This is a genomic window from Pseudomonas sp. 1L-E-NC-VB-C3 (assembly GCF_057291535.1).
In genome coordinates this window covers 220,041-238,713 of sequence record NZ_JBXAWD010000003.1, presented here as the reverse complement: position 1 = coordinate 238,713, position 18,673 = coordinate 220,041, and the positions used below count along the sequence as shown (strand labels likewise).

Sequence of the window (18,673 nt, the reverse complement as noted above, 5' to 3'; positions counted from 1 at the left end):
CCTGGTCCACTGCGAAACGGAGTCTGTGGGCAGTAGCGGACAAAATACAGCGATCTGTCCTACAACTTCTCCAGAAGCCATGAACTGTGCCCTGCTCGGGCTCGATGCTAATTTGCCTGACGATCTCGGAGGGCGAATCTTGAGCATGAAAAAAATTCTGACGCTGGGCGTAATGTCTGCAGTTCTCTCAGGCTGTGGCAGTGTCTCGACCGTTTTGCAGGGCGACGCCGATGCTGCCCGTGACCTGCGCAAAAAGAAGACCTACTGCCAATCGATTCCGCGCATCTACAGTGGTCTGGCCTTCGATTTTTGCACGCTGAATGCGCCGCCTGATCCTACGGGTATGCTGGCGCCCTTTGTGTTGCTCGATCTTCCGCTGTCCGCCGTGTTCGATACGCTTTCGTTGCCTTACACGGTCTATCGGCAGATTACCGATTCAAATCTGAGTATTTACTGGCGCAGAGACGGCTATTGAGTCGTTGGACTCGTTGAATCGGATCAATCGCGCAGGTGGCAATTCGTACAAGGTAATTCCCGTCATGTTTACGCTATAATCCCGCCCTTTAGCTGCCACTCGCCCTGTGCGAGGGCACATCAATTTTCAAGGCGCATCGCGCCTGCATGCAGACTAAAGAGGCTAGACCCCTGTGGCATTGACGATTCTTGGCCTGTCCGGCGCCCTTAGCCATGATCCTTCCGCAGCCTTGTACATCGACGGCAAGCTGGTCGCGGCGGCTGAGGAAGAGCGCTTCGTACGCGATAAACATGCAAAGAACCGCATGCCCTACGAATCGGCGAAATTCTGCCTCGAGCAAGCCGGCATCAAACCGTCCGACGTTGACGTGGTGGCGATTCCTTTCGCCCCGATCAGCCTGTTCGGCAAGGCCCGCTGGCATTACGCCAAGCGCTACTGGTATGCCCCTGATCGCGCACTCGATGCCATCCTGATGGGCAACCGTCGCTACAAGCGCTATCGCAACAAGATCGTCTGGTGCCTCGAGCAACTGGGCTTCGATCCGAAGAAAATCAAGATCGAGCCGGTCGAGCATCACCTGGCTCACGCCTCCAGTGCTTATCACTGCTCCGGTTTCAAAGAGAAAACCGCGATCCTCGGCATCGACGGTAAAGGCGAATACGCCACGACCTTCTTCGGTTACGGCGAAAACGGCAAGATCCACAAGATCAAGGAATTCTTCGATCCGGATTCCCTCGGTGGTTTGTACGGTGCGATCACCGAATTCCTCGGTTTCGAGATGCTCGACGGCGAGTTCAAGGTCATGGGCATGGCGCCATACGGCGATGCCAGCAAGTACGATTTCTCGCGTCTGGCCTCGTTCGAAAATGGCGAGCTGGTGATCAACACCGACTACGCCAACGTGATCGGCCTGCGTCGCTATAAAGAGAAGGGCAAGGGTTTCTACTTCTCGCCGAAGCTGATCGAGTGGCTGGGTCCGAAGCGCGAAGGCGACATTGCCGACGAGCCGTACATCCACTACGCCGCGAGCATGCAAGCACTGTTCGAGAAGCTCGCGCTGCAGATGATCGACCACTATCTGGGCGACGTGCTCAAGGAAACCGGCAAACTGGCTTTCGCTGGTGGCTGTGCGTTGAACGTCAAGCTGAACCAGAAAATCATCGCTCGCGACGACATCAAAGAGCTGTTCGTACAGCCTGCGTCCGGCGATGCCGGCACCGCAGTCGGCGCTGCCGCTTACGTGTCGCACGCCCGTGGCGTACCGGTCGAGAAGATGGAACACGTCTATCTCGGCCCGTCGTACAGCAACGAGGACGTGATTGCCGCGTGTGCCCGGCACGAGAACAAGCCGACCTGGCGCAAGCTCGACAACATGCCGGAGCAGATCGCCCAGATCATGGTCGATGGCAACCCGGTCGCCTGGTTCCAGGGCCGTATGGAATTCGGTCCGCGCGCGTTGGGTGGTCGTTCGATCATCGGTTGCCCGAGCGTGGCCGGTGTCGCCGACCGCATCAACCATCAGATCAAGTTCCGCGAGCGCTGGAGGCCTTTCTGCCCGTCGATGCTCGACACAGTCGCTCCACAGATGATCAAGATCGATCACCCGGCGCCGTTCATGACCTTCACCTTCGAAGTCGCCGAAGAATGGAAAACCCGCGTGCCGGAAGTCGTCCATGAGGACGGTACTTCCCGTGCCCAGGTACTCAAGCGCGAATACAACCCGCGCTACTACGACATGATGAAGGCGCTGGAAAACCTCACCGGTAACGGCGTGTCGCTGAACACTTCGCTCAACCGTCGTGGCGAACCGATGATCTGCTCGCCGACCGACGCGCTGAACATGTTTTTCGGCTCGGATCTGCAGTACCTGATCATGGAAGACATTCTGGTGGTCAAAGAGGGCGCCAACGCTTATGACTCGCTCGGCTGAACGCCATGTGCTGCAGTTCTGTCACGGCTATGACGGGCCGTTCCTGGACTGCGCGCGGCAGTACGCCAGCCTGTTTGCCGGCACCGGCTATCGGGTGACCACGGTGTTTCTCACCGGGGCCGCCGATAGCGAGGTGGCCGCAGCGTGTGCTTCCGATGAAGTGTTGTTCATGGAGTACAGCTCCAAGGCCATTCGTGGCCTGAAACTGGGGGCTATCGGCGATCTGCGCAAGATCGTCGCCTCACGCAATTTCAGTCTTTGCATCGCCCATCGCTTCAAGCCGATCTATATCGCCTTGCTCGGCACATCGCTACCGGTCATTGGTGTGCACCACGCGTTCGGCGATTACCAGCGAGGGACGCGCAAGTTGTTCGCGCATATTTTCCGCCAGCGCCTGAGCCTTCTCGGCGTGTCGGATGCAGTGCGTGACGACATGCGGCGCTGCCTGCCGAAATGGCCGGCAAGCCGAATCCAGACGTTGTACAACCGCATCGATGTGCCTGCACTGCAAGCCCGTCAGGTACCTTCCGAAGAAGCGCGGCAGATCCTCGGGCTGTCGCCGGATGCCTGGATTGTCGGCAACGTCGGCCGCCTGCACCCGGACAAGGATCAGGCCACGTTGCTGCGCGGGTTTGCCCAAGCGCTGCCAGGCCTGCCGGCCAACAGTCAGCTGGTCATTCTCGGCAGTGGTCGCCTGGAGCAGGATCTCAAGGTGCTGGCCCGTGAGCTGGGCATTGCCGACCGAGTGCTGTTTCTCGGTCAGGTGCCTGATGCGCGCAATTATTTCCGCGCCTTCGATGTGTTCGCCTTGAGCTCCGATCATGAACCGTTCGGCATGGTCTTGCTGGAGGCCATGGCCGCCGGCTTACCGTTGCTGGCCACCGCGTGCGGCGGGGCGAAGGAAGTGGTGGAGGGTGTGGGCATCCTGTTTCCATTGGGCGATGCCGAACATCTGGCTCAGGGGCTGCAACATCTGGCCGCGATGGATGAGCCGCAGCGTCGTCAATGTGCGCAGATGATGCTCGAGCGACTACATGAGCGTTTCTCCGACCGTGCGGTGCGCGAGACCTTCTGGCGCCTGCCGCCAGTTACCGATCTGGCAACGAGGGGCTGATGCTCAACCGATTTCAAGGCTGGCGCGAACGTGGCTGGTCGCCCGTTGACGCCTCGACCTACGCCACTGCCTGGCAACGTTATGGCGGCAGTGTCGCGACACATCCGCTGGTCATCGAGCGCCTGGCGGACCTGGCCGGGATCCCGGTGCGTTATCTGGCCTGGCAGCAGCAGGGCGAGGTTGAAGCCGCCATCGCTACCTGGGGACGCGACCTGGCGTTGTCCAAGGACGTGCTCAAACGCAACGGCAAGAAAGGCCTGTTCGACCTCGGCAATGCCGAGCTGATTCTGCCGGCCGCCGTCGATGCTCAGGCACCGCTGCGGCATCGGGCGCGCTATCTGTCGGCACTCAACGAAGGCCGTTTCAGTGGCCTGAAGTTGCAGGCTGAACAACTGGCCATGGCCCGCACGCCGGAAGAGTTGTCGAAAAAGTTTCGCTATAACCAGCGTCGAGAGCTGCGTCTGCTGGAAGAAGCGGGCGGTGTGGTGCGAGCGGTCAGCGAGTTTTCCAGCGTTGAGCTGGCCGCGATGTACTGCGATCTGTTTCAGCGCCGCTGGGGCTTTCCGGCGACCGGCGCGGCGCGCATGGCCGAGGTCATAGAGTTGCTGCGCGAGTTGCTCATCGGCTCGGTCATTTTCCTCAACGATGCGCCGATTGCGATTCAATTGGTCTACCGCGTTGAGGCGGCAGAATGGATCAGTATCGAATACGTGAATGGCGGCGTGGATCCCGAAACCCGCGAGTTCAGCCCCGGCAGCGTGCTGAGCTTTCTCAATACGCAAAGCGCCTGGGAACACGCACGGGCACTCGGCAAGCCGTTGCGTTTTTCGTTCGGTCGCGCTGACCGTGAATACAAGGACCGCTGGTGCAACCCTGTGCCGGTGTTCACCGTATGAGTCAGACCATGAGCCGCAAACAGCAATTGCTCAGACGCCATCGACGCAACAAGCGCGTGGCCATGTTGGTCGCGCTGGCCGCCATCATCGCGCTGAGCGTGCTGGTCGCCTGGTGGCTGGCCCCGGTGTTGCTGGTTGGCGGCTGGATCGCCCATGAGGCGTGGTTTGCCGATCATCTTTTCTACGCGCCCGGCGACGATTACCAATACAGCTTCCCGGCGTATACGCCGCAGCCTAAGGTGCATCTGAACGGCGAGCAGTTGCGTCTGGATGAAGGGGTGATGCTGGCTGACGAAGCCGTGCTGATTCTGGCTGTACAGGTCAAAAGCACTTGGCTGGGACGTTTTCTTGATCCTTTCATCGAGTTGTCGGGTGGCGCCAATCCTGACGTGCAGACCTTTGAACGCGGTGTCGGCGGCCTGCGCTATCTGAACCTGAGCGGTCAGGCGCAAGCGTTGTCCGAAGGAGTATTGCGTCTGCGCGGCCGTTTCTGTCGAGTGTCGGGCGAGCCGGTACTGTGGGCGCTGGAACACGCTGATTATCGTCGCCAGCGGGTCATGGTCATTGCCCCTCACGCCGACGATGCGGAGCTGGCGGCGTTCGGGTTGTACAGTCAGGCCGATGAAGCCTGGATCGTCACCCTGACCGCTGGCGAAATCGAGGCCGAACATTATCAGCAGATGGGCGTGAGCAAGGTCGACGCCGCGCGGCTGAAGGGACGCTTGCGCGCCTGGGACAGCCTCACCGTACCGCAATGGGCCGGTGTCCCCCAGGAACGCTGCGTGCAGTTGGGCTATTTCTGCCTGCAACTGGCCGCGATGCGGGACAAGCCGGAGCAACCGGTGGGTTCGCGCGAAGCGGATTTGAGCGATACCCGTCTGTTCCGTCAATTCAATCGGTTTGTTCTGCCAAGTGACGCCGATGGCGCGCCGACCTGGAACAATCTGCTGGCTGATCTGCGCGAAACAATGCTGCGCGCGCGTCCGGACGTTATCGTGCTGCCGCATCCGACGCTGGACCCGCACCCCGACCACATCTGTGCGCAGCAGGCTGTACTTGAAGTGTTGGGGGGGCTGGACTGGCAGCCGACGCTGCTCGGTTATGCCAACCATCTGCACGATAACGACCGGTGGCCGATGGGCAATAGTGGCGATGGCGTGGCGCTGCCGCCAGCCTTTGATGCTGGCGTGCCGGTGCAGCCTGTATGCCTGACGTTGTCCGTGGATCAGCAGCGTGACAAGGCAATGGCCCTGGGCATGATGCATGACCTGCAGCCGCCCGCGCCGTTCAAGCGTCGCTTGCGTCGAAGCCTGCAGCGATTGCTGGCTGGGCGCGCCGGTTCGCCTTATGGCGAAAACGAATTTTTCCGCAAGGCGGTTCGGCGACACGAACTGTTCTGGCGTTTGTAACGACACAGGAGCCCGCGCAAGACTGTCTTGCAGGCGGGCATGTTCAGGTTTGCTCGGGTTGCTGTTGCGGCAAGGAAGACAATGAAAGTTCTATTTCTGGTGCAGAAAGATCAGCGGGCCATCCTCGATCGCTTGTATGAGGGTGTCGCCGCCCATTGTGATTGCGATCTGCGCTGGTTGAGCGGTGACGAGCAGCGCAATCTGCGGCGATATTTCCGCCGCGAAGTCGATGTTACCCGCTATGACCGCATCGTGTTTTTCCTGCGCTTCAAGCAGGAGATCCGGCAGGTCGGGTTTATCCGCACCATCCCCAATCTGGTGATTCTGGAGCACGATGCCTATCAGAATTACATCCCCTGCAAGTACACCGGCAAGTTCAGTGCGCACTATCGGCGTTTGCCGTGGGCACGGGTGATCAGTTCCGGTTTCGTGGTGGCCGAGCGCCTGCGCTCGGAGGGCTTCGACGCCGTGTTCGTGCCCAAGGGCTACGATCAGACGCAATTGCAGGACCAGGGGCGCGAGCGGGATATCGAACTCGCCTTCGTCGGCAGCACCAACAGTGTGGCCTACAGTGGCCGCAAGGCGCTGCTGGATGAACTGGGCCAGGTCGAGCCGCTGCTGGTGACGCGGACCAAGTCCGGGGCTGAATACCTGGAAACGCTCAACCGTATCCGTTTTTTTGTCAGCGCGGACGTGGGCATGGGCGAGTTCATGATCAAGAACTTCGAAGCCATGGCTTGCGGCTGCGTCCTGCTGGCCTATGATCAAGGCGCCGCCGAAGCTGCGGCGCTGGGTTTGCAGGACATGCACAACGTGGTGTTCTATCAGACGATCGCGCAGTTGCAGGAAAAGCTGGCCACGCTGCGCGAGGATCCGCAACTGGCGCAACGCATCGCTGACAACGGTCGCAAGCTGGCGGTGGAGCAGTTCAGCTTCGCGCGGATCGGTCAGCGCATCGTTGAAGAACTTGAGCCGCCGTTGCGTGATCGGGCGCCGCTGAGCCTGCTGGAAAAAATCCGCCTGAAAGTGGGCATTTGACAAGTGTCATATAGCCAGTGATATTGCTGGCGACTTCTGATTAACGAGATATCGGTGCAATTTTCCAAAGAAAGCCAGATTACATTGGTGGTTACCAGCTGCGGTCGACTCGATCTGCTCAAGGCCACTCTCGATAGCTTCGACCGGTACAACACGGCACCCATTCGTGAAGTGTTCATCACCGAAGATGCCGGCGACGAAGGCGTTGCCGGGATTCTGCCTGCCCACTGGAAAGAACATTGCACGGTCTTCGTCAATCGTCCGAAGCTGGGCCAGTTGGCATCGATCGACCTGGCCTACGGACACGTCAGCACCCCCTACATTTTTCATTGCGAAGATGACTGGGAGTTCTACCGTCCGGGGTTCGTCGAAGACTCGATGACCATTCTGCAAGCGCGGCCGGAAATTCTGCAGATCTGGTTGCGCAGCTATAATCACGATCTGCGGGTTCACAGTCCTTACATCCATTTGGGCGCGCGCGAGATTGTCGATGGCGTTGCGTGTTATCCGCTGATTTCCGACAAGCCGGAGTGGCAGGGGTTCTCGCTGAACCCTGGGTTGCGTCGACTTGAGGACTATCGGTTGTGTGCGCCTTTCGCCGGCCATGGTGGCGAGAAGGCCTTGTCACAGCGCTACTCACAACTGAACAGGGACGCCTTGATACTCGAGGCAGACGCGGTCATGCACACCGGTTTCGGTCTGCACGTGCAAACGGATGTCGAGCGTGAACGCAAAGCGCGCCGCAATCGCCGCGAACAGATCAAATTTGCCTTGTTTCTGTTGCTGGGAGTCTGCATTGGCTGGTTCATCAACTGAGTTCGAGTACCGCGCAGCTTGTCCCCGCAAATCCGTGCAACGGCTTTCTGCCCTATGAATATTCTCAATATCATGTGGGCCGGTGGCGCTCCGTTCGCATCAATCCATAAAGTGCATCAGCAGATACTCTCTCAGGCTGCGCCGTCGGCGGTGGTCAAAACCTGGCTGCTCCAGGGGCAGGGAGCCGAGTGCGGCGTGGATGTCGGTGAGGTCCGGGAGTGGCAGTTATCGTCAGCCCGCCTGAAGGGCCGGCATTTCTGGCGTTTGGCCAAACCCGTGATGCGGGCGAGGTTTCGCCAGGCGCTCGTGGACAGTGACGCTCGATTGCTGCTGCTGGACGGCATGGGCGTTGCCCGCACGTTATTGCCGGTCCTCAAGAAGCTGCCGCATATCCGCGCGGTAGTGATTTTCCACGGTTCGGCGCGACTGAATGCCGGCGACCAGGCTCTATTCCAGGCAATCCCTGCGTCCCGGCTGAAACTGGTTGCCGTTTCCAGCACTCTCGCCGATTCGCTGGCCCGCGATCTGCAGATGCCTGTCACCCCGTTGCGAAGTGCGTTTGATCCGGAAGCGTTTCGTGCTGACCTGTTCACCCGCGAGCAAGCCCGGACACGGTTGGGGTTGCCGCAAGGCGATACGCCGGTATTGGGCGCGGTAGGGCGGCTGGTCTCCGAGAAGGGGTTCGGTTATTTGCTGGATGCCTTTGCCGCAGCACTCGACAGCCGCCCGGACTTGCGCCTGGTCATTATCGGCGAAGGCTCCAAACGCGCGGCGCTGGAGCAGCGCATCGACGCGCTTGGCTTGCACGACAAGGTCTTGCTGACCGGGCATCTGAACGAAGCAGCGCAGCTTTATCGTGCGTTCGACTGGGTTGCGATCCCTTCGCTGGAAGAGGGCCTCGGTCTGGTCATGCAGGAAGCGGTGATGGCCGGCGTACCGGTGTTGTGCAGCGATCTGGAGGTGTTCAGCGAACAACTGGGCAGCGCCGGCTGGTATGCCCCGGTCAATGACACAAAGGCCTGGTCCGAGACCATCGACCGCGCCTTCGGTGCCTCATCTCAAGCGATCAATGCCGAGCAGTACCGGATGCTTTCACCGGACGAGGCCTGGGCGAACTTCAGCCAGGCTGCCCGCGCATTGTTTTCATGACGACAAGACCGCGCGCTCAAGTGCCTGCATCGGAAAGCTGTCGTTCAGCTTTTCGCGCGCAATATAGCGTGCGAAGTGTTGCAGGTTGCGTTTGATCAAGCGCTTTGGCAACGGTCCGCGGGTGAAGCGCATGTCGGCGACATCGATCAGGCCCATGCGGTTGTCTGGTGTGACGACGATGTTGCCAAGATGCAGGGAGCGGAAATAGATGCCCGAGCGGTGCAGGCTGCGTATCAGCTCGGCCAGATCCGGCAATGCCTGAGTCCAGTTGAAACCTTGTTTTGCGGCGATCTGGCGCAGCGTTTGCCCTGGCAGAGGCTCATACAGCACGGCGGTCATGCCTGGTTTCTCAAGGCGAAAGAACTGGAGGATCTGCAGCGTCGGTACGCCGAGTTTGTGCAGCTCGACGGCGTTGTCGATGAATCGCTTCGAGTAGGGGCGAAACAAGGCGGATGAAAAAAACCTTTTGCGACGAAACAGTTTGAGAATTTTCCCATCCTGCAGCAGGTAGACTTTCGGCCCATAGCTGTCCGCTTCCAGAACTTTGGCGGCGTCGATCATTTGGTCTAGAGCGGCTTGTGAGAGCCGGGAGCATCGCATCGTAGGAAGCCTTGTCGAAAGTGCGGGGTGTAGTAGCGGGCAATGATGCCGAAAAGTTTCGATTTTAACCATGCCGCGTCGCATGGGCGAACCCTTGTCAGGAGCAGATTGATGCAGGAAACACGCTGGGCGCAACTATGGATGGCGATGGGGCTCTTGTGGTTTTTACTGGCTATTGCCGTAGCGCCCACCAACAAGGTCTACCAGCAGGGGCTGGTGGCTCTCGTCTGGTTGCCGGCGCTAGTGCTGGGCTGGGCTGCGCGGCACCGCGTCAGAGAAGTGCTCCATGAACAACGCTGGATCTACCTGCCATTGCTCGGATTGCTGGTCTGGTCGCTGATCAGTCTGGCATGGACAAACGCACCGGAAACGGGCCGCGAGGCCAAGCGTCTGTTGTATATCGTGGTGTTCCTGCTGTTTTTTCCGGTGTTTGCCAGCGGACGCCCCGAGCGGTTGATTCGCCTGATGCAGTGGGGCGGGCTGGGATTGGCAGTAACTGCGCTGGTGGCCATCGTCAGGTTTTACGTCATCGAAGGTAACGCCTGGTCTGCCCGGGTGGAAGGGCTGGGTGAGCTGGCGCATCCGATCCTCGGCGGCTATGTCATCGGCCTGGCGGCGGTGTGGCTGGCCCTGTGGGCGCCGCGTGGCGTGATGTGGCAAGGGGTCTGGACACTGGCGTTGGCGGTGCTGGGTATCTTTGTACTGATGAGTCAGAGTCGAGGCGCGGCGCTGGCGTTGTTTCTGACCATCCTGGCCATGCCGATCTGGTGCCGTGACCGCCACAGCCGAATCGTCGCAGCCGTGGCCCTGGTGGTGGCGATTGTGGCGCTGTGGCTGTTCGAACCGTTGGTGCTGGCGCGCGGAGTTTCCTTTCGTCCGCAGATTCTGATGGCCTCTCTGGATATGATTGCCCAACATCCCTGGGGTGGGTTGGGCCTGGGTGGGGACTACCGGGTTTTCTGGTCGGGCATGACCTTCGATCACGCCCACAATCTGTTCACCCACGTTGCGATCGTGCTGGGTCTGCCGGGACTGCTGTTGTGGTCTGCCGTCTGGTTCGCCGTTATTTTCCAAGCGTGGAAAGTTCGGGAAACGCTGTATGCCCGGGGGATCATCGGTATCTGGCTGTTCTCGACACTGGCGATGCAGTTCGACGCTGCCAGCCTCACCGGCACCCCGCGCGCCGAGTGGTTCATCAGCTGGCTGCCGTTGGGGCTTGCCAGCGTTTTGGTATGGGCGCGGGCCAATGGCAGCGCTTGTGATAAAATTTCGCGTTCTTCTTAACCAGTGAGCTCTACGATGACTGACGCACCGCCCAAAGCGGAACAGGAATCCAGCCTGAAAATCTACTTTCGGCTGTTGGGGTACGTAAAACCCTATATCGGTCTTTTCCTGCTGAGTATCGTGGGCTTCGTGATCTTTGCTTCCACGCAACCAATGCTGGCCGGGATTCTCAAGTATTTTGTCGATGGCCTGAGCAACCCGGAAGCGGTGCTCTTCCCCAACGTTCCCTATCTGCGAGACGTGCAATTGCTGATGGCTGTGCCGTTGCTGATCATCCTGATCGCAGCGTGGCAAGGCCTCGGCTCGTTTCTCGGCAACTATTACCTGGCGAGGGTTTCGTTGGGGCTGGTGCATGACCTGCGTATCGAACTGTTCAACAAGCTGTTGGTACTGCCCAATCGCTATTTCGATACCCATAACTCGGGTCATCTGATCTCGCGCATCACTTTCAACGTGACCATGGTCACCGGCGCCGCCACGGATGCCATCAAAGTGGTGATCCGCGAAGGCCTGACCGTGGTTTTCCTGTTCGCCTATCTGCTGTGGATGAACTGGAAACTGACTCTGGTGATGCTGGCCATTCTGCCCGTGATCGCGTTCATGGTCGGCAACACCAGCAAGAAATTCCGCAAGCAGAGCAAGAAGATTCAAGTGGCCATGGGCGACGTCACCCACGTGGCTTCCGAAACCATTCAAGGCTATCGCGTTGTGCGCAGTTTCGGTGGCGAGGCTTATGAGCAGCAGCGTTTTGCGGCGGCCAGCCAGAGCAACACCGACAAACAGTTGCGTATGACCAAGACTGGCGCGGTGTATACGCCGATGCTGCAGCTGGTGATCTACACCGCCATGGCCGTGCTGATGTTCCTCGTACTGTTCCTGCGCGGTGATGCAACGGCCGGTGATCTGGTTGCCTACATCACGGCTGCCGGTTTGCTGCCCAAACCGATCCGGCAATTGTCTGAAGTCAGCTCGACCATCCAGAAAGGCGTGGCCGGCGCCGAAAGCATTTTCGAGCAGCTCGATGTCGAGCCGGAAATCGACACCGGTACGATCGAGCGTGATCGGGTCAGTGGCCATCTGGCGGTGAACAACCTCAGCTTCACTTACCCGGGCACTGAACGGGAAGTGCTGAAAAACATCAGCTTCACCGCGTCGCCAGGTCAGATGATCGCCCTGGTCGGGCGTTCCGGCAGCGGCAAATCGACGCTGGCCAGTCTCATTCCGCGCTTCTATCACCACGAGACCGGCGAAATCCTGCTCGATGATGTCGAAATCGAGGACTATCGTCTGCGCAATCTGCGTCGCCATGTAGCGCAAGTGACCCAGCACGTGACGCTGTTCAACGACACCATCGCCAACAACATCGCTTACGGCGATCTGGCAGGCGCGCCTCGCGAAGATATCGAGAAAGCCGCCAGGGATGCATTTGCCATGGACTTCATCGCGCAGATGCCTCAAGGCCTGGATACCCAGGTGGGCGAGAACGGTGTGCTGTTGTCTGGCGGACAGCGTCAGCGCCTGGCGATTGCCCGGGCCTTGCTGAAAAACGCCCCGCTGCTGATCCTCGACGAAGCGACTTCGGCCCTTGATACCGAGTCCGAGCGGCACATTCAGGCGGCACTCGACCATGTCATGAAAGGCCGCACCACGCTGGTGATTGCCCACCGTTTGTCGACCATCGAGAAGGCCGATCTGATCCTCGTCATGGATCAGGGCGAGATCGTCGAACGCGGCACTCATGCCCAACTGCTTGCTCATAATGGCTACTACGCGCGTCTGCATGCGATGGGGCTGGATGCTCCGGCTGAAGACATTGCCTGATCTGCAGATGAGGGCGGGCCAGCCTCACCCTCGTGTATTCCCGGCGCGCGCGATCCTGTTAATATCGCGCCCCTGTTCATTTTGTATGTGGGTTGCTCCATGAAATTGTCGATGCCGCGATTCGATCAAGCCCCTGTCTTGGTGGTCGGCGATGTCATGCTCGACCGTTACTGGCATGGCGGAACCTCACGGATTTCCCCTGAGGCACCGGTGCCGGTGGTCAAGGTCGAGCAGATCGAAGATCGCCCGGGCGGTGCCGCCAACGTGGCGCTGAACATTGCCGCGCTGGGTGCACCGGCATCGCTGGTGGGCGTGACCGGCGATGACGAAGCCGCCGACAGCCTGAGCAACAGTCTCAAGGGCGCGGGCGTGCGCGCCTTGTTTCAGCGCATCGCGCACCAGCCGACCATCGTCAAGCTGCGGGTCATGAGCCGGCACCAGCAACTGTTGCGTATCGATTTCGAAGAAGTGTTCGCCACCGATGCTCTGGCACTGGCCGCGCAGGTTGACGGGTTGCTGGAAGGCATCAAGGTGCTGGTGTTGTCGGATTACGGTAAAGGCGCACTGAAAAATCACCAGGCCCTGATCCAGGCCGCCCGTGCCAAAGGTATACCGGTATTGGCTGATCCGAAGGGCAAGGACTTTTCGATCTACCGCGGTGCCAGCCTGATCACACCGAATCTCAGCGAGTTCGAAACCATCGTCGGTGGTTGCGCCGATGAGCACGAACTGGTGAGCAAGGGCGCCGTCCTGATGCAGGAGCTCGACCTCGGCGCGCTGCTGGTGACCCGTGGTGAACACGGCATGACCTTGCTGCGTCCGGATCATCCGGCGTTGCATCTGCCGGCCCGCGCCCGCGAAGTGTTCGACGTGACCGGTGCCGGCGATACGGTGATTTCGACCCTGGCCGCGGCCATTGCCGCAGGCGAAGAACTGCCGCACGCCGTGGCGCTGGCCAATCTGGCAGCAGGCATCGTCGTCGGCAAGTTGGGTACCGCAGCGATCAGCGCCCCGGAACTGCGCCGCGCCATTCAGCGCGAAGAAGGTTCGGAGCGAGGCGTGCTGGGACTTGAGCTGCTGCTGCTGGCGGTTGACGATGCCCGTGCGCACAACGAGCGGATTGTTTTCACCAATGGCTGCTTCGATATCCTGCATGCCGGCCATGTCACCTATCTGGAACAGGCCCGTGCTCAGGGCGACCGCCTGATCGTGGCAGTCAACGATGACGCCTCGGTCAGCCGCCTGAAAGGCCCGGGCCGGCCGATCAACAGCGTGGATCGCCGCATGGCGGTACTCGCCGGTCTCGGCGCGGTGGACTGGGTGATCAGTTTCTCTGAAGGCACACCGGAAAACCTGCTGCGCGAGGTCAAGCCGGACGTGCTGGTCAAGGGCGGCGATTACGGAATCGATCAGGTGGTCGGCGCGGATATCGTCACCGCCTACGGCGGCACCGTGAAAGTCCTGGGGCTGGTGGAAAACAGCTCGACGACAGCGATCGTGGAAAAGATCCGCGGCCAATAAGATCAAAAGATCGCAGCCTGCGGCAGCTCCTACAGGGGAATACATTCCAATGCAGGAGCCGTCGAAGGCTGCGATTTTTTGCTTTCAGGAATTCACTTTCTTGCGCGGTACGATTTTCTTCAGCAGCTGCCTGGCCTTGCCGCGCAGGCGTGCCAGTCCAGTGGCTTTCTCCGCTGGCGTCAGGCCCTGTTGGCGCAACCAGTCTTTCCAGCGAATCCGCTCATCGCGCACCAACCAGCCATCCTGTCGCGCGAAGCTTTCGGCCAGATACAGACCGCGCGTACTCGCCGGATACAGTTGATCCTTTTTCAGGGTGTACAACTCAGGCAGCGGCTGACCGTCGTGCAATGGCATCAAGTACAGGTCTGGCCGTTTGCGATCGAGTCGCGCCACCAGTTGATCGCCTTCCAGACGCTCGTCGACATGAAACAGGCTCAAGGACTTCGCCTCCTTGGGCACGTCCAGGCGCAAGTCATAGATCAATTGCAGGGACGCCGTCGGCAGATGCACGTACGCCCTTGGTCGCTCCAGCAATTGCAGGTTGGCGCAGCGCACCGGACGCGCCGAACCGGACAACGGCGTCAGGCGAAACGGCAACGCCTCACGGTAATGCAGCGCAGCGGAGTAGGGCGCCGGCAACCAAGTCTCGTTGAAGCGCCCGCCGAGCCAGCCTTCCGGGGTTTCCAGCAGGCACTCTTCGGCAATCTCCTGAATCGCCGTGTGCAGCGGAATGTTCAGCTCATGGGCCGGCACGTAGCCGGAAATCAGCTTCAATACCACGTCGCCGCGATCCTGCCGACGCTGGCGCACCAGCACCCAGTAATCGCGATTCTGCCAGTGCAGGGTCAGGCGCACGGACACGCCGAGGTTGGCCAGCTCCAGGGCAAAGCGCTCGCTGTCGGCAACACTGACCGGTTTGCGCCGTTGCAGGGTCTGGGCGAAGTTCAGCGGCATGCCGACGCTCTGATAGCTCAGGCCTTCGGGCGTGGCTTCGACGAACAGCGGCAGTGTCTTGAAGTTGCTCGGGTTCTTGCGGATGAGCGTGCGCGGCATATCGGCTCCTGGCTTAAGGCCGCGGGGCGGCGTCAGTGACTACGCAGGACCTGGGCAACGGTCGCTACGTTATGGGCGAGGTGCAGCGGATTGATCGTGCCGACAATAGCACTGGCAACGCCGGGATGAGTGAACAGCAACTCGAAGCTGGCGCGCACCGGATCGACTCCCGGACTCAGACAGACATGACCGCTGGCCAGGGCTTTTTTCACCAGAATGGCTTTGCCGTGGGCAGCAGCATAGTCAATGACCGCCTTTTCGTTTTGTTCGTTCAGATTGTAGGTGACCATCGCGCAGTCGCCTTGCTCCAGCGCTTTCAAGCCGCCTTCGACGGTTTTGCCGGAAAACCCGAAGCCGCGAATCTTGCCCTCGGCCTTCAGCGCCGCGAGGGTGGCGTAGACCTCTTCGTGCTCGAGGATGGCCATGTCGTTGCCGTCCGAGTGCACGAGGACCAGATCGATAAAATCCGTTTCCAGACGTTGCAGGCTGCGCTCGACCGACATTCGCGTGTGCGCGGCGCTGAAATCGTGACGCGACAGGCCATCGGCAAACTCTTCACCGACCTTGCTGACGATCACCCAGTCCTGACGCTGACCGCGCAGCAGCGGGCCGAGGCGTTCTTCGCTGCGCCCATAGGCCGGTGCGGTGTCGATCAGGTTGATGCCCAGATCGCGCGCCTGGCGCAGCAGCATGCGCGCTTCGTCATCGCCGGGAATCTGAAAGCCGTTGGGGTATTTCACCCCTTGATCGCGGCCGAGTTTGACCGTGCCCAGGCCCAGCGGCGAAACCGTCAGGCCGGTGCTGCCCAGTGGGCGATGCAGTTCGTGCAGAGTGGCAATGCTCATGGCAGCAGTTGCTCCCATGCGGGGACGCCGAGCGGCGGTTTCGGCAGCGGCGGCAGCGGCTCGGTCGCCTGCGGCTGGATGCCGTCGCGTTGCAGCGAGGCGATAACGCGGTCGGCGAAGTCTGGCGCCAGTGCCAGTTTGGTCGGCCAGCCGACGAGCAAGCGACCTTCCTCGGCGAGGAATGCGTTGTCCGGACGGGTCAGGCCGGTTTGCAGCGGCTCTGCGCGGTCGACGCGCAGGGTGGCCCATTGCGTGGTGCTGAGGTCGATCCACGGCAGCAATTGGGCGATTTCCTTTTGCGCGGTGGCGATCTGTTCGGCTGGCTCGCGGGCCACGCCTTCGCTTTCGGCGATGTCGCCGCCCATGTACCAGACCCACTGGCCATCAGCCGCCGGATGCGTGGTCACGGTAATGCGCGGCTTGGTCCCGCCGCCCAGGCAGTGCGCGTACAGCGGTTTCAAGCCGGGGCCCTTGGCGAGGATCATGTGCAGGGGGCGGCGCTGCATGGCCGGACGGCTCAGGCCCAGGGCTTCAAGCAGTTCGGCCGTGCCGGCGCCGGCGCTGAGGACGATGCGCTGGGCGCGGATCTCACGGCCGTCGACTTTCAGGCCGACCAGCACGCCGGCTTCCAGCAGCGGCTCGATGACCTGCCCGGCGAGCAGACCGTCACCGGCCAGATCGGCGAGGCGCTGGATCAGGCTCGGGACATCCACTACCAGTTCGGCGAGGCGATAGACCTTGCCCTTGAAACGCTTGTCTTGCAGGGCCAGCGGCAGTTCATCGCCCTTGACCTGATCGACCCGGCCACGCACGGCTTTGCTGGCGAAGAAACTGGTCAGGTTGCCGGCCAAAGTGCCTGGCGACCACAGGTAATGGGCTTCGGACAGCAGACGTACGCCGGACAGATCCAGCTCACCATTACCGGCCAGCGCCTCGCGCCAGCGGCGCGGCATGTCGGCGATGGCTTCCGAGGCCCCGGTCAGCGCGCCGTGCAGCGCGTACTTGGCACCGCCGTGGATGATGCCCTGGGACTTCACGCTCTGCCCGCCACCGAGGCTGGCGCTTTCCACCAGCACGGTCGAGAAACCCTGACCGCGCAGGCGCGCATTCAGCCAGAGGCCGGCGACACCAGCGCCGACAATCAGAACGTCGGTGGAAATAACGGATGGCATGCAGCGACCTCAGTGCTCAAGACGAGGGCGCAGTATACAGACTCGGGAAAGGGGCGGATTTGTCGATGATCAACATGCCGAACATATGGGCCAATGTGGGAGCGAGCCTGCTCGCGAAGAGGGAATGCCAGTCGACATATGTGTTGACTGATGTACCGCATTCGCGAGCAGGCTCGCTCCCACAGGGGATTGTGTCTGGCAGTTAATGGCCGGCGGTTTTCGAGAACAATTGAATCACCACCACGCCCAGCACGATCAACGCCATCCCCAGCATCGCCGGGATATCCAGCTTCTGCCCATAGATAAACAGTGCCGCCACGCTGACCATCACAATGCCCATACCGGCCCAGACCGCGTAGGCCACGCCGACCGGAACGGTGCGCACTACCAGCGTCAGCATCCAGAATGCAATCCCGTAGCCGACAATCACCAGAATCAGCGGTAGAGGAGTGCTGAAGCCCTTGACCGCTTTCATCGAAACGGTGGCGATCACTTCGGCGCAGATGGCGATGGCCAGATAGACGTAGGCGTTCATGGTTTGATCCTCAAATAAATCATTGCTTGCTGGAGTGACATTCTAGGGATTGCTCAGATGGGGTAAAGTCATTACCTATCTGCTCAGTAGATAGGTTGAAAAATCGTATGCAATGGAATCTTGAGCAGTTGCGAGTATTTGTCGACGTCGCCGAACAGCGATCCTTTTCCGCCGTGGCGCGCCGACAACGCAAGGCGCAATCGGCGATCAGCAGTGCTGTCGCGATGCTCGAAGAGGATTTGGGCGTGAGCCTGTTCGAGCGCAGCAGTGGCCGTCAGCCCAGTCTCACCGAGGCGGGCGAGGCGTTGCTGGAAGAAGCCCGCGAAGTATTGCGCCAGTGCGAGCGCCTCAACGGCAGGGCCATGGCCATGCTGCGCGGCCAGGAGGCGCAGTTGCGCGTGGCCCAGGACGAGGCGATGCCCTATCAGGCGCTGGTGGAAAGTTTCGGCGAACTGGCCGAGCAGTTTCCCAGCCTGGAAGTGCAACTGACCAGCGCCGCCCAAGGCGAAGTCGCGCGCAAACTGGTCGAACGCCGGGCCGATCTTGGCTTGTTGTTCTATCACGATGAAATCCCCGAAGCCCTTGAGCGCCGCGTGCTGGGTCGAGTGGAAATGGTCACGGTCTGTGGCGTCAATCATCCGCTGGCGCAGCATTCCTATGTGACCTGCCAGCAACTGGCGCAGCACCGGCAATTGCTGATGTCGACGCAGACCAGCGTCTATCCCGGCAACGAGCCGGCCAGCCCACAGGTGTGGCGCGCCGACAGCTTTTACGTAATGTCCGAATGGCTGGTGCGCGATCTCGGCTGGGCTTGGTTGCCGCGCCACGTTGTGCAGTACTCGGCGTATCAAGGCCAGATGATTGAGCTCGACAGCGAATGGACGCCGCCAGCGCTGGTGGTGGAACTGGTCTGGCGCCGCGACGAACCGCTCGGCCCGGCCGCGCGCTGGCTGGCGGAACGTTTTGCCGTGCACTTGCGGGCGATCGGCGACAAAAGCCGATAAACTCCGCCGCC

At 60.6% G+C, this 18,673-nt stretch carries 17 protein-coding genes; 12 read left to right on the top strand and 5 right to left on the bottom strand.

Annotated features, from left to right (window positions below; translation table 11 throughout):
* Window positions 1-145 precede the first annotated feature (145 nt).
* The 8 genes from AC0Z5Z_RS06640 (at window position 146) to AC0Z5Z_RS06605 (ending at window position 8,827) form a co-directional block, all read left to right on the top strand.
* Window positions 146-475 carry a YceK/YidQ family lipoprotein gene (locus AC0Z5Z_RS06640; RefSeq protein ID WP_370695111.1) on the top strand — a complete coding sequence of 110 codons (330 nt, stop codon included), beginning with the start codon at window positions 146-148 and terminating at the stop codon, window positions 473-475.
* Window positions 476-647: 172 nt separating this feature from the next.
* On the top strand, window positions 648-2,405 hold the full coding sequence (locus AC0Z5Z_RS06635; protein ID WP_024011327.1) for a carbamoyltransferase family protein: 1,758 nt from the start codon (window positions 648-650) through the stop codon (window positions 2,403-2,405).
* A complete protein-coding gene (locus tag AC0Z5Z_RS06630) occupies window positions 2,389-3,519 on the top strand; it encodes a glycosyltransferase (RefSeq protein WP_236168150.1) in 1,131 nt (376 codons plus the stop codon). Before AC0Z5Z_RS06635 ends, AC0Z5Z_RS06630 begins: the two co-directional genes overlap by 17 nt.
* The gene (locus tag AC0Z5Z_RS06625; protein ID WP_485610892.1) at window positions 3,519-4,415 is read left to right on the top strand and encodes an antimicrobial resistance protein Mig-14; all 897 of its coding nucleotides are present in this window, start codon (window positions 3,519-3,521) and stop codon (window positions 4,413-4,415) included. The genes AC0Z5Z_RS06630 and AC0Z5Z_RS06625 overlap by 1 nt, the downstream gene beginning before the upstream one ends.
* An 8-nt stretch (window positions 4,416-4,423) precedes the next feature.
* On the top strand, window positions 4,424-5,824 hold the full coding sequence (locus AC0Z5Z_RS06620) for a PIG-L deacetylase family protein (protein ID WP_485610934.1): 1,401 nt from the start codon (window positions 4,424-4,426) through the stop codon (window positions 5,822-5,824).
* An 81-nt stretch (window positions 5,825-5,905) separates the two neighbouring features.
* Window positions 5,906-6,862, top strand: a complete 957-nt coding sequence (locus tag AC0Z5Z_RS06615; RefSeq protein ID WP_485610891.1) for a glycosyltransferase — start codon at window positions 5,906-5,908, stop codon at window positions 6,860-6,862.
* A gap of 54 nt (window positions 6,863-6,916) precedes the next feature.
* Window positions 6,917-7,678 carry a glycosyltransferase family 2 protein gene (locus AC0Z5Z_RS06610; RefSeq protein ID WP_252887212.1) on the top strand — a complete coding sequence of 254 codons (762 nt, stop codon included), beginning with the start codon at window positions 6,917-6,919 and terminating at the stop codon, window positions 7,676-7,678.
* 54 nt (window positions 7,679-7,732) lie between these two features.
* On the top strand, window positions 7,733-8,827 hold the full coding sequence (locus tag AC0Z5Z_RS06605) for a glycosyltransferase (RefSeq protein WP_485610890.1): 1,095 nt from the start codon (window positions 7,733-7,735) through the stop codon (window positions 8,825-8,827).
* Here the strand turns inward: AC0Z5Z_RS06605 and AC0Z5Z_RS06600 are convergent.
* Window positions 8,822-9,388: a lipopolysaccharide kinase InaA family protein gene (locus AC0Z5Z_RS06600; RefSeq protein WP_224787295.1), complete on the bottom strand. Its 567-nt coding sequence runs from the start codon at window positions 9,386-9,388 to the stop codon at window positions 8,822-8,824. The two genes, AC0Z5Z_RS06605 and AC0Z5Z_RS06600, sit on opposite strands and share 6 nt — an antisense overlap.
* A gap of 150 nt (window positions 9,389-9,538) precedes the next feature.
* On the opposite strand from AC0Z5Z_RS06600, the gene AC0Z5Z_RS06595 reads away from it, so the two are divergent.
* The 3 genes from AC0Z5Z_RS06595 to hldE all read left to right on the top strand — a co-directional run bounded on the left by AC0Z5Z_RS06595 (window position 9,539) and on the right by hldE (window position 14,053).
* A complete protein-coding gene (locus AC0Z5Z_RS06595) occupies window positions 9,539-10,711 on the top strand; it encodes an O-antigen ligase family protein (RefSeq protein ID WP_095180985.1) in 1,173 nt (390 codons plus the stop codon).
* Between the two features lie 15 nt (window positions 10,712-10,726).
* Entirely contained in the window at window positions 10,727-12,532 is a 1,806-nt protein-coding gene (msbA, locus tag AC0Z5Z_RS06590) for a lipid A export permease/ATP-binding protein MsbA (protein ID WP_016771984.1), read from the top strand.
* Between the two features lie 99 nt (window positions 12,533-12,631).
* Window positions 12,632-14,053: a bifunctional D-glycero-beta-D-manno-heptose-7-phosphate kinase/D-glycero-beta-D-manno-heptose 1-phosphate adenylyltransferase HldE gene (hldE, locus tag AC0Z5Z_RS06585; RefSeq protein ID WP_485610889.1), complete on the top strand. Its 1,422-nt coding sequence runs from the start codon at window positions 12,632-12,634 to the stop codon at window positions 14,051-14,053.
* 84 nt (window positions 14,054-14,137) lie between these two features.
* On the opposite strand, the gene AC0Z5Z_RS06580 is transcribed toward hldE, so the two are convergent.
* From AC0Z5Z_RS06580 to AC0Z5Z_RS06565, 4 genes are all read right to left on the bottom strand, one after another.
* A complete protein-coding gene (locus tag AC0Z5Z_RS06580) occupies window positions 14,138-15,106 on the bottom strand; it encodes a hypothetical protein (protein WP_056787497.1) in 969 nt (322 codons plus the stop codon).
* Window positions 15,107-15,138: 32 nt separating this feature from the next.
* Window positions 15,139-15,951: an aldo/keto reductase gene (locus AC0Z5Z_RS06575; RefSeq protein WP_095180984.1), complete on the bottom strand. Its 813-nt coding sequence runs from the start codon at window positions 15,949-15,951 to the stop codon at window positions 15,139-15,141.
* Window positions 15,948-17,123 (bottom strand): NAD(P)/FAD-dependent oxidoreductase, encoded by a 1,176-nt coding sequence (locus AC0Z5Z_RS06570; protein WP_485610888.1) that lies wholly within the window; start codon window positions 17,121-17,123, stop codon window positions 15,948-15,950. Before AC0Z5Z_RS06570 ends, AC0Z5Z_RS06575 begins: the two co-directional genes overlap by 4 nt.
* 202 nt (window positions 17,124-17,325) lie before the next feature.
* Window positions 17,326-17,658 carry a DMT family transporter gene (locus AC0Z5Z_RS06565; protein WP_150638310.1) on the bottom strand — a complete coding sequence of 111 codons (333 nt, stop codon included), beginning with the start codon at window positions 17,656-17,658 and terminating at the stop codon, window positions 17,326-17,328.
* Between the two features lie 107 nt (window positions 17,659-17,765).
* On the opposite strand from AC0Z5Z_RS06565, the gene AC0Z5Z_RS06560 reads away from it, so the two are divergent.
* Window positions 17,766-18,662, top strand: a complete 897-nt coding sequence (locus AC0Z5Z_RS06560; protein WP_041477640.1) for a LysR family transcriptional regulator — start codon at window positions 17,766-17,768, stop codon at window positions 18,660-18,662.
* The last annotated feature ends 11 nt before the right edge of the window (window positions 18,663-18,673 follow it).

Coding starts and splice junctions, on each gene's coding strand:
- AC0Z5Z_RS06565 (WP_150638310.1), bottom strand. CDS start 17,658: ATGAACGCCTACGTCTATCTGGCCATCGCCATCTGCGCCGAAGTGATC.
- AC0Z5Z_RS06570 (WP_485610888.1), bottom strand. CDS start 17,123: ATGCCATCCGTTATTTCCACCGACGTTCTGATTGTCGGCGCTGGTGTC.
- hldE (WP_485610889.1), top strand. CDS start 12,632: ATGAAATTGTCGATGCCGCGATTCGATCAAGCCCCTGTCTTGGTGGTC.
- AC0Z5Z_RS06600 (WP_224787295.1), bottom strand. CDS start 9,388: ATGATCGACGCCGCCAAAGTTCTGGAAGCGGACAGCTATGGGCCGAAA.
- AC0Z5Z_RS06605 (WP_485610890.1), top strand. CDS start 7,733: ATGAATATTCTCAATATCATGTGGGCCGGTGGCGCTCCGTTCGCATCA.
- AC0Z5Z_RS06560 (WP_041477640.1), top strand. CDS start 17,766: ATGCAATGGAATCTTGAGCAGTTGCGAGTATTTGTCGACGTCGCCGAA.
- AC0Z5Z_RS06595 (WP_095180985.1), top strand. CDS start 9,539: ATGCAGGAAACACGCTGGGCGCAACTATGGATGGCGATGGGGCTCTTG.
- AC0Z5Z_RS06625 (WP_485610892.1), top strand. CDS start 3,519: ATGCTCAACCGATTTCAAGGCTGGCGCGAACGTGGCTGGTCGCCCGTT.
- AC0Z5Z_RS06640 (WP_370695111.1), top strand. CDS start 146: ATGAAAAAAATTCTGACGCTGGGCGTAATGTCTGCAGTTCTCTCAGGC.
- AC0Z5Z_RS06580 (WP_056787497.1), bottom strand. CDS start 15,106: ATGCCGCGCACGCTCATCCGCAAGAACCCGAGCAACTTCAAGACACTG.
- AC0Z5Z_RS06615 (WP_485610891.1), top strand. CDS start 5,906: ATGAAAGTTCTATTTCTGGTGCAGAAAGATCAGCGGGCCATCCTCGAT.
- msbA (WP_016771984.1), top strand. CDS start 10,727: ATGACTGACGCACCGCCCAAAGCGGAACAGGAATCCAGCCTGAAAATC.
- AC0Z5Z_RS06575 (WP_095180984.1), bottom strand. CDS start 15,951: ATGAGCATTGCCACTCTGCACGAACTGCATCGCCCACTGGGCAGCACC.
- AC0Z5Z_RS06620 (WP_485610934.1), top strand. CDS start 4,424: ATGAGCCGCAAACAGCAATTGCTCAGACGCCATCGACGCAACAAGCGC.
- AC0Z5Z_RS06630 (WP_236168150.1), top strand. CDS start 2,389: ATGACTCGCTCGGCTGAACGCCATGTGCTGCAGTTCTGTCACGGCTAT.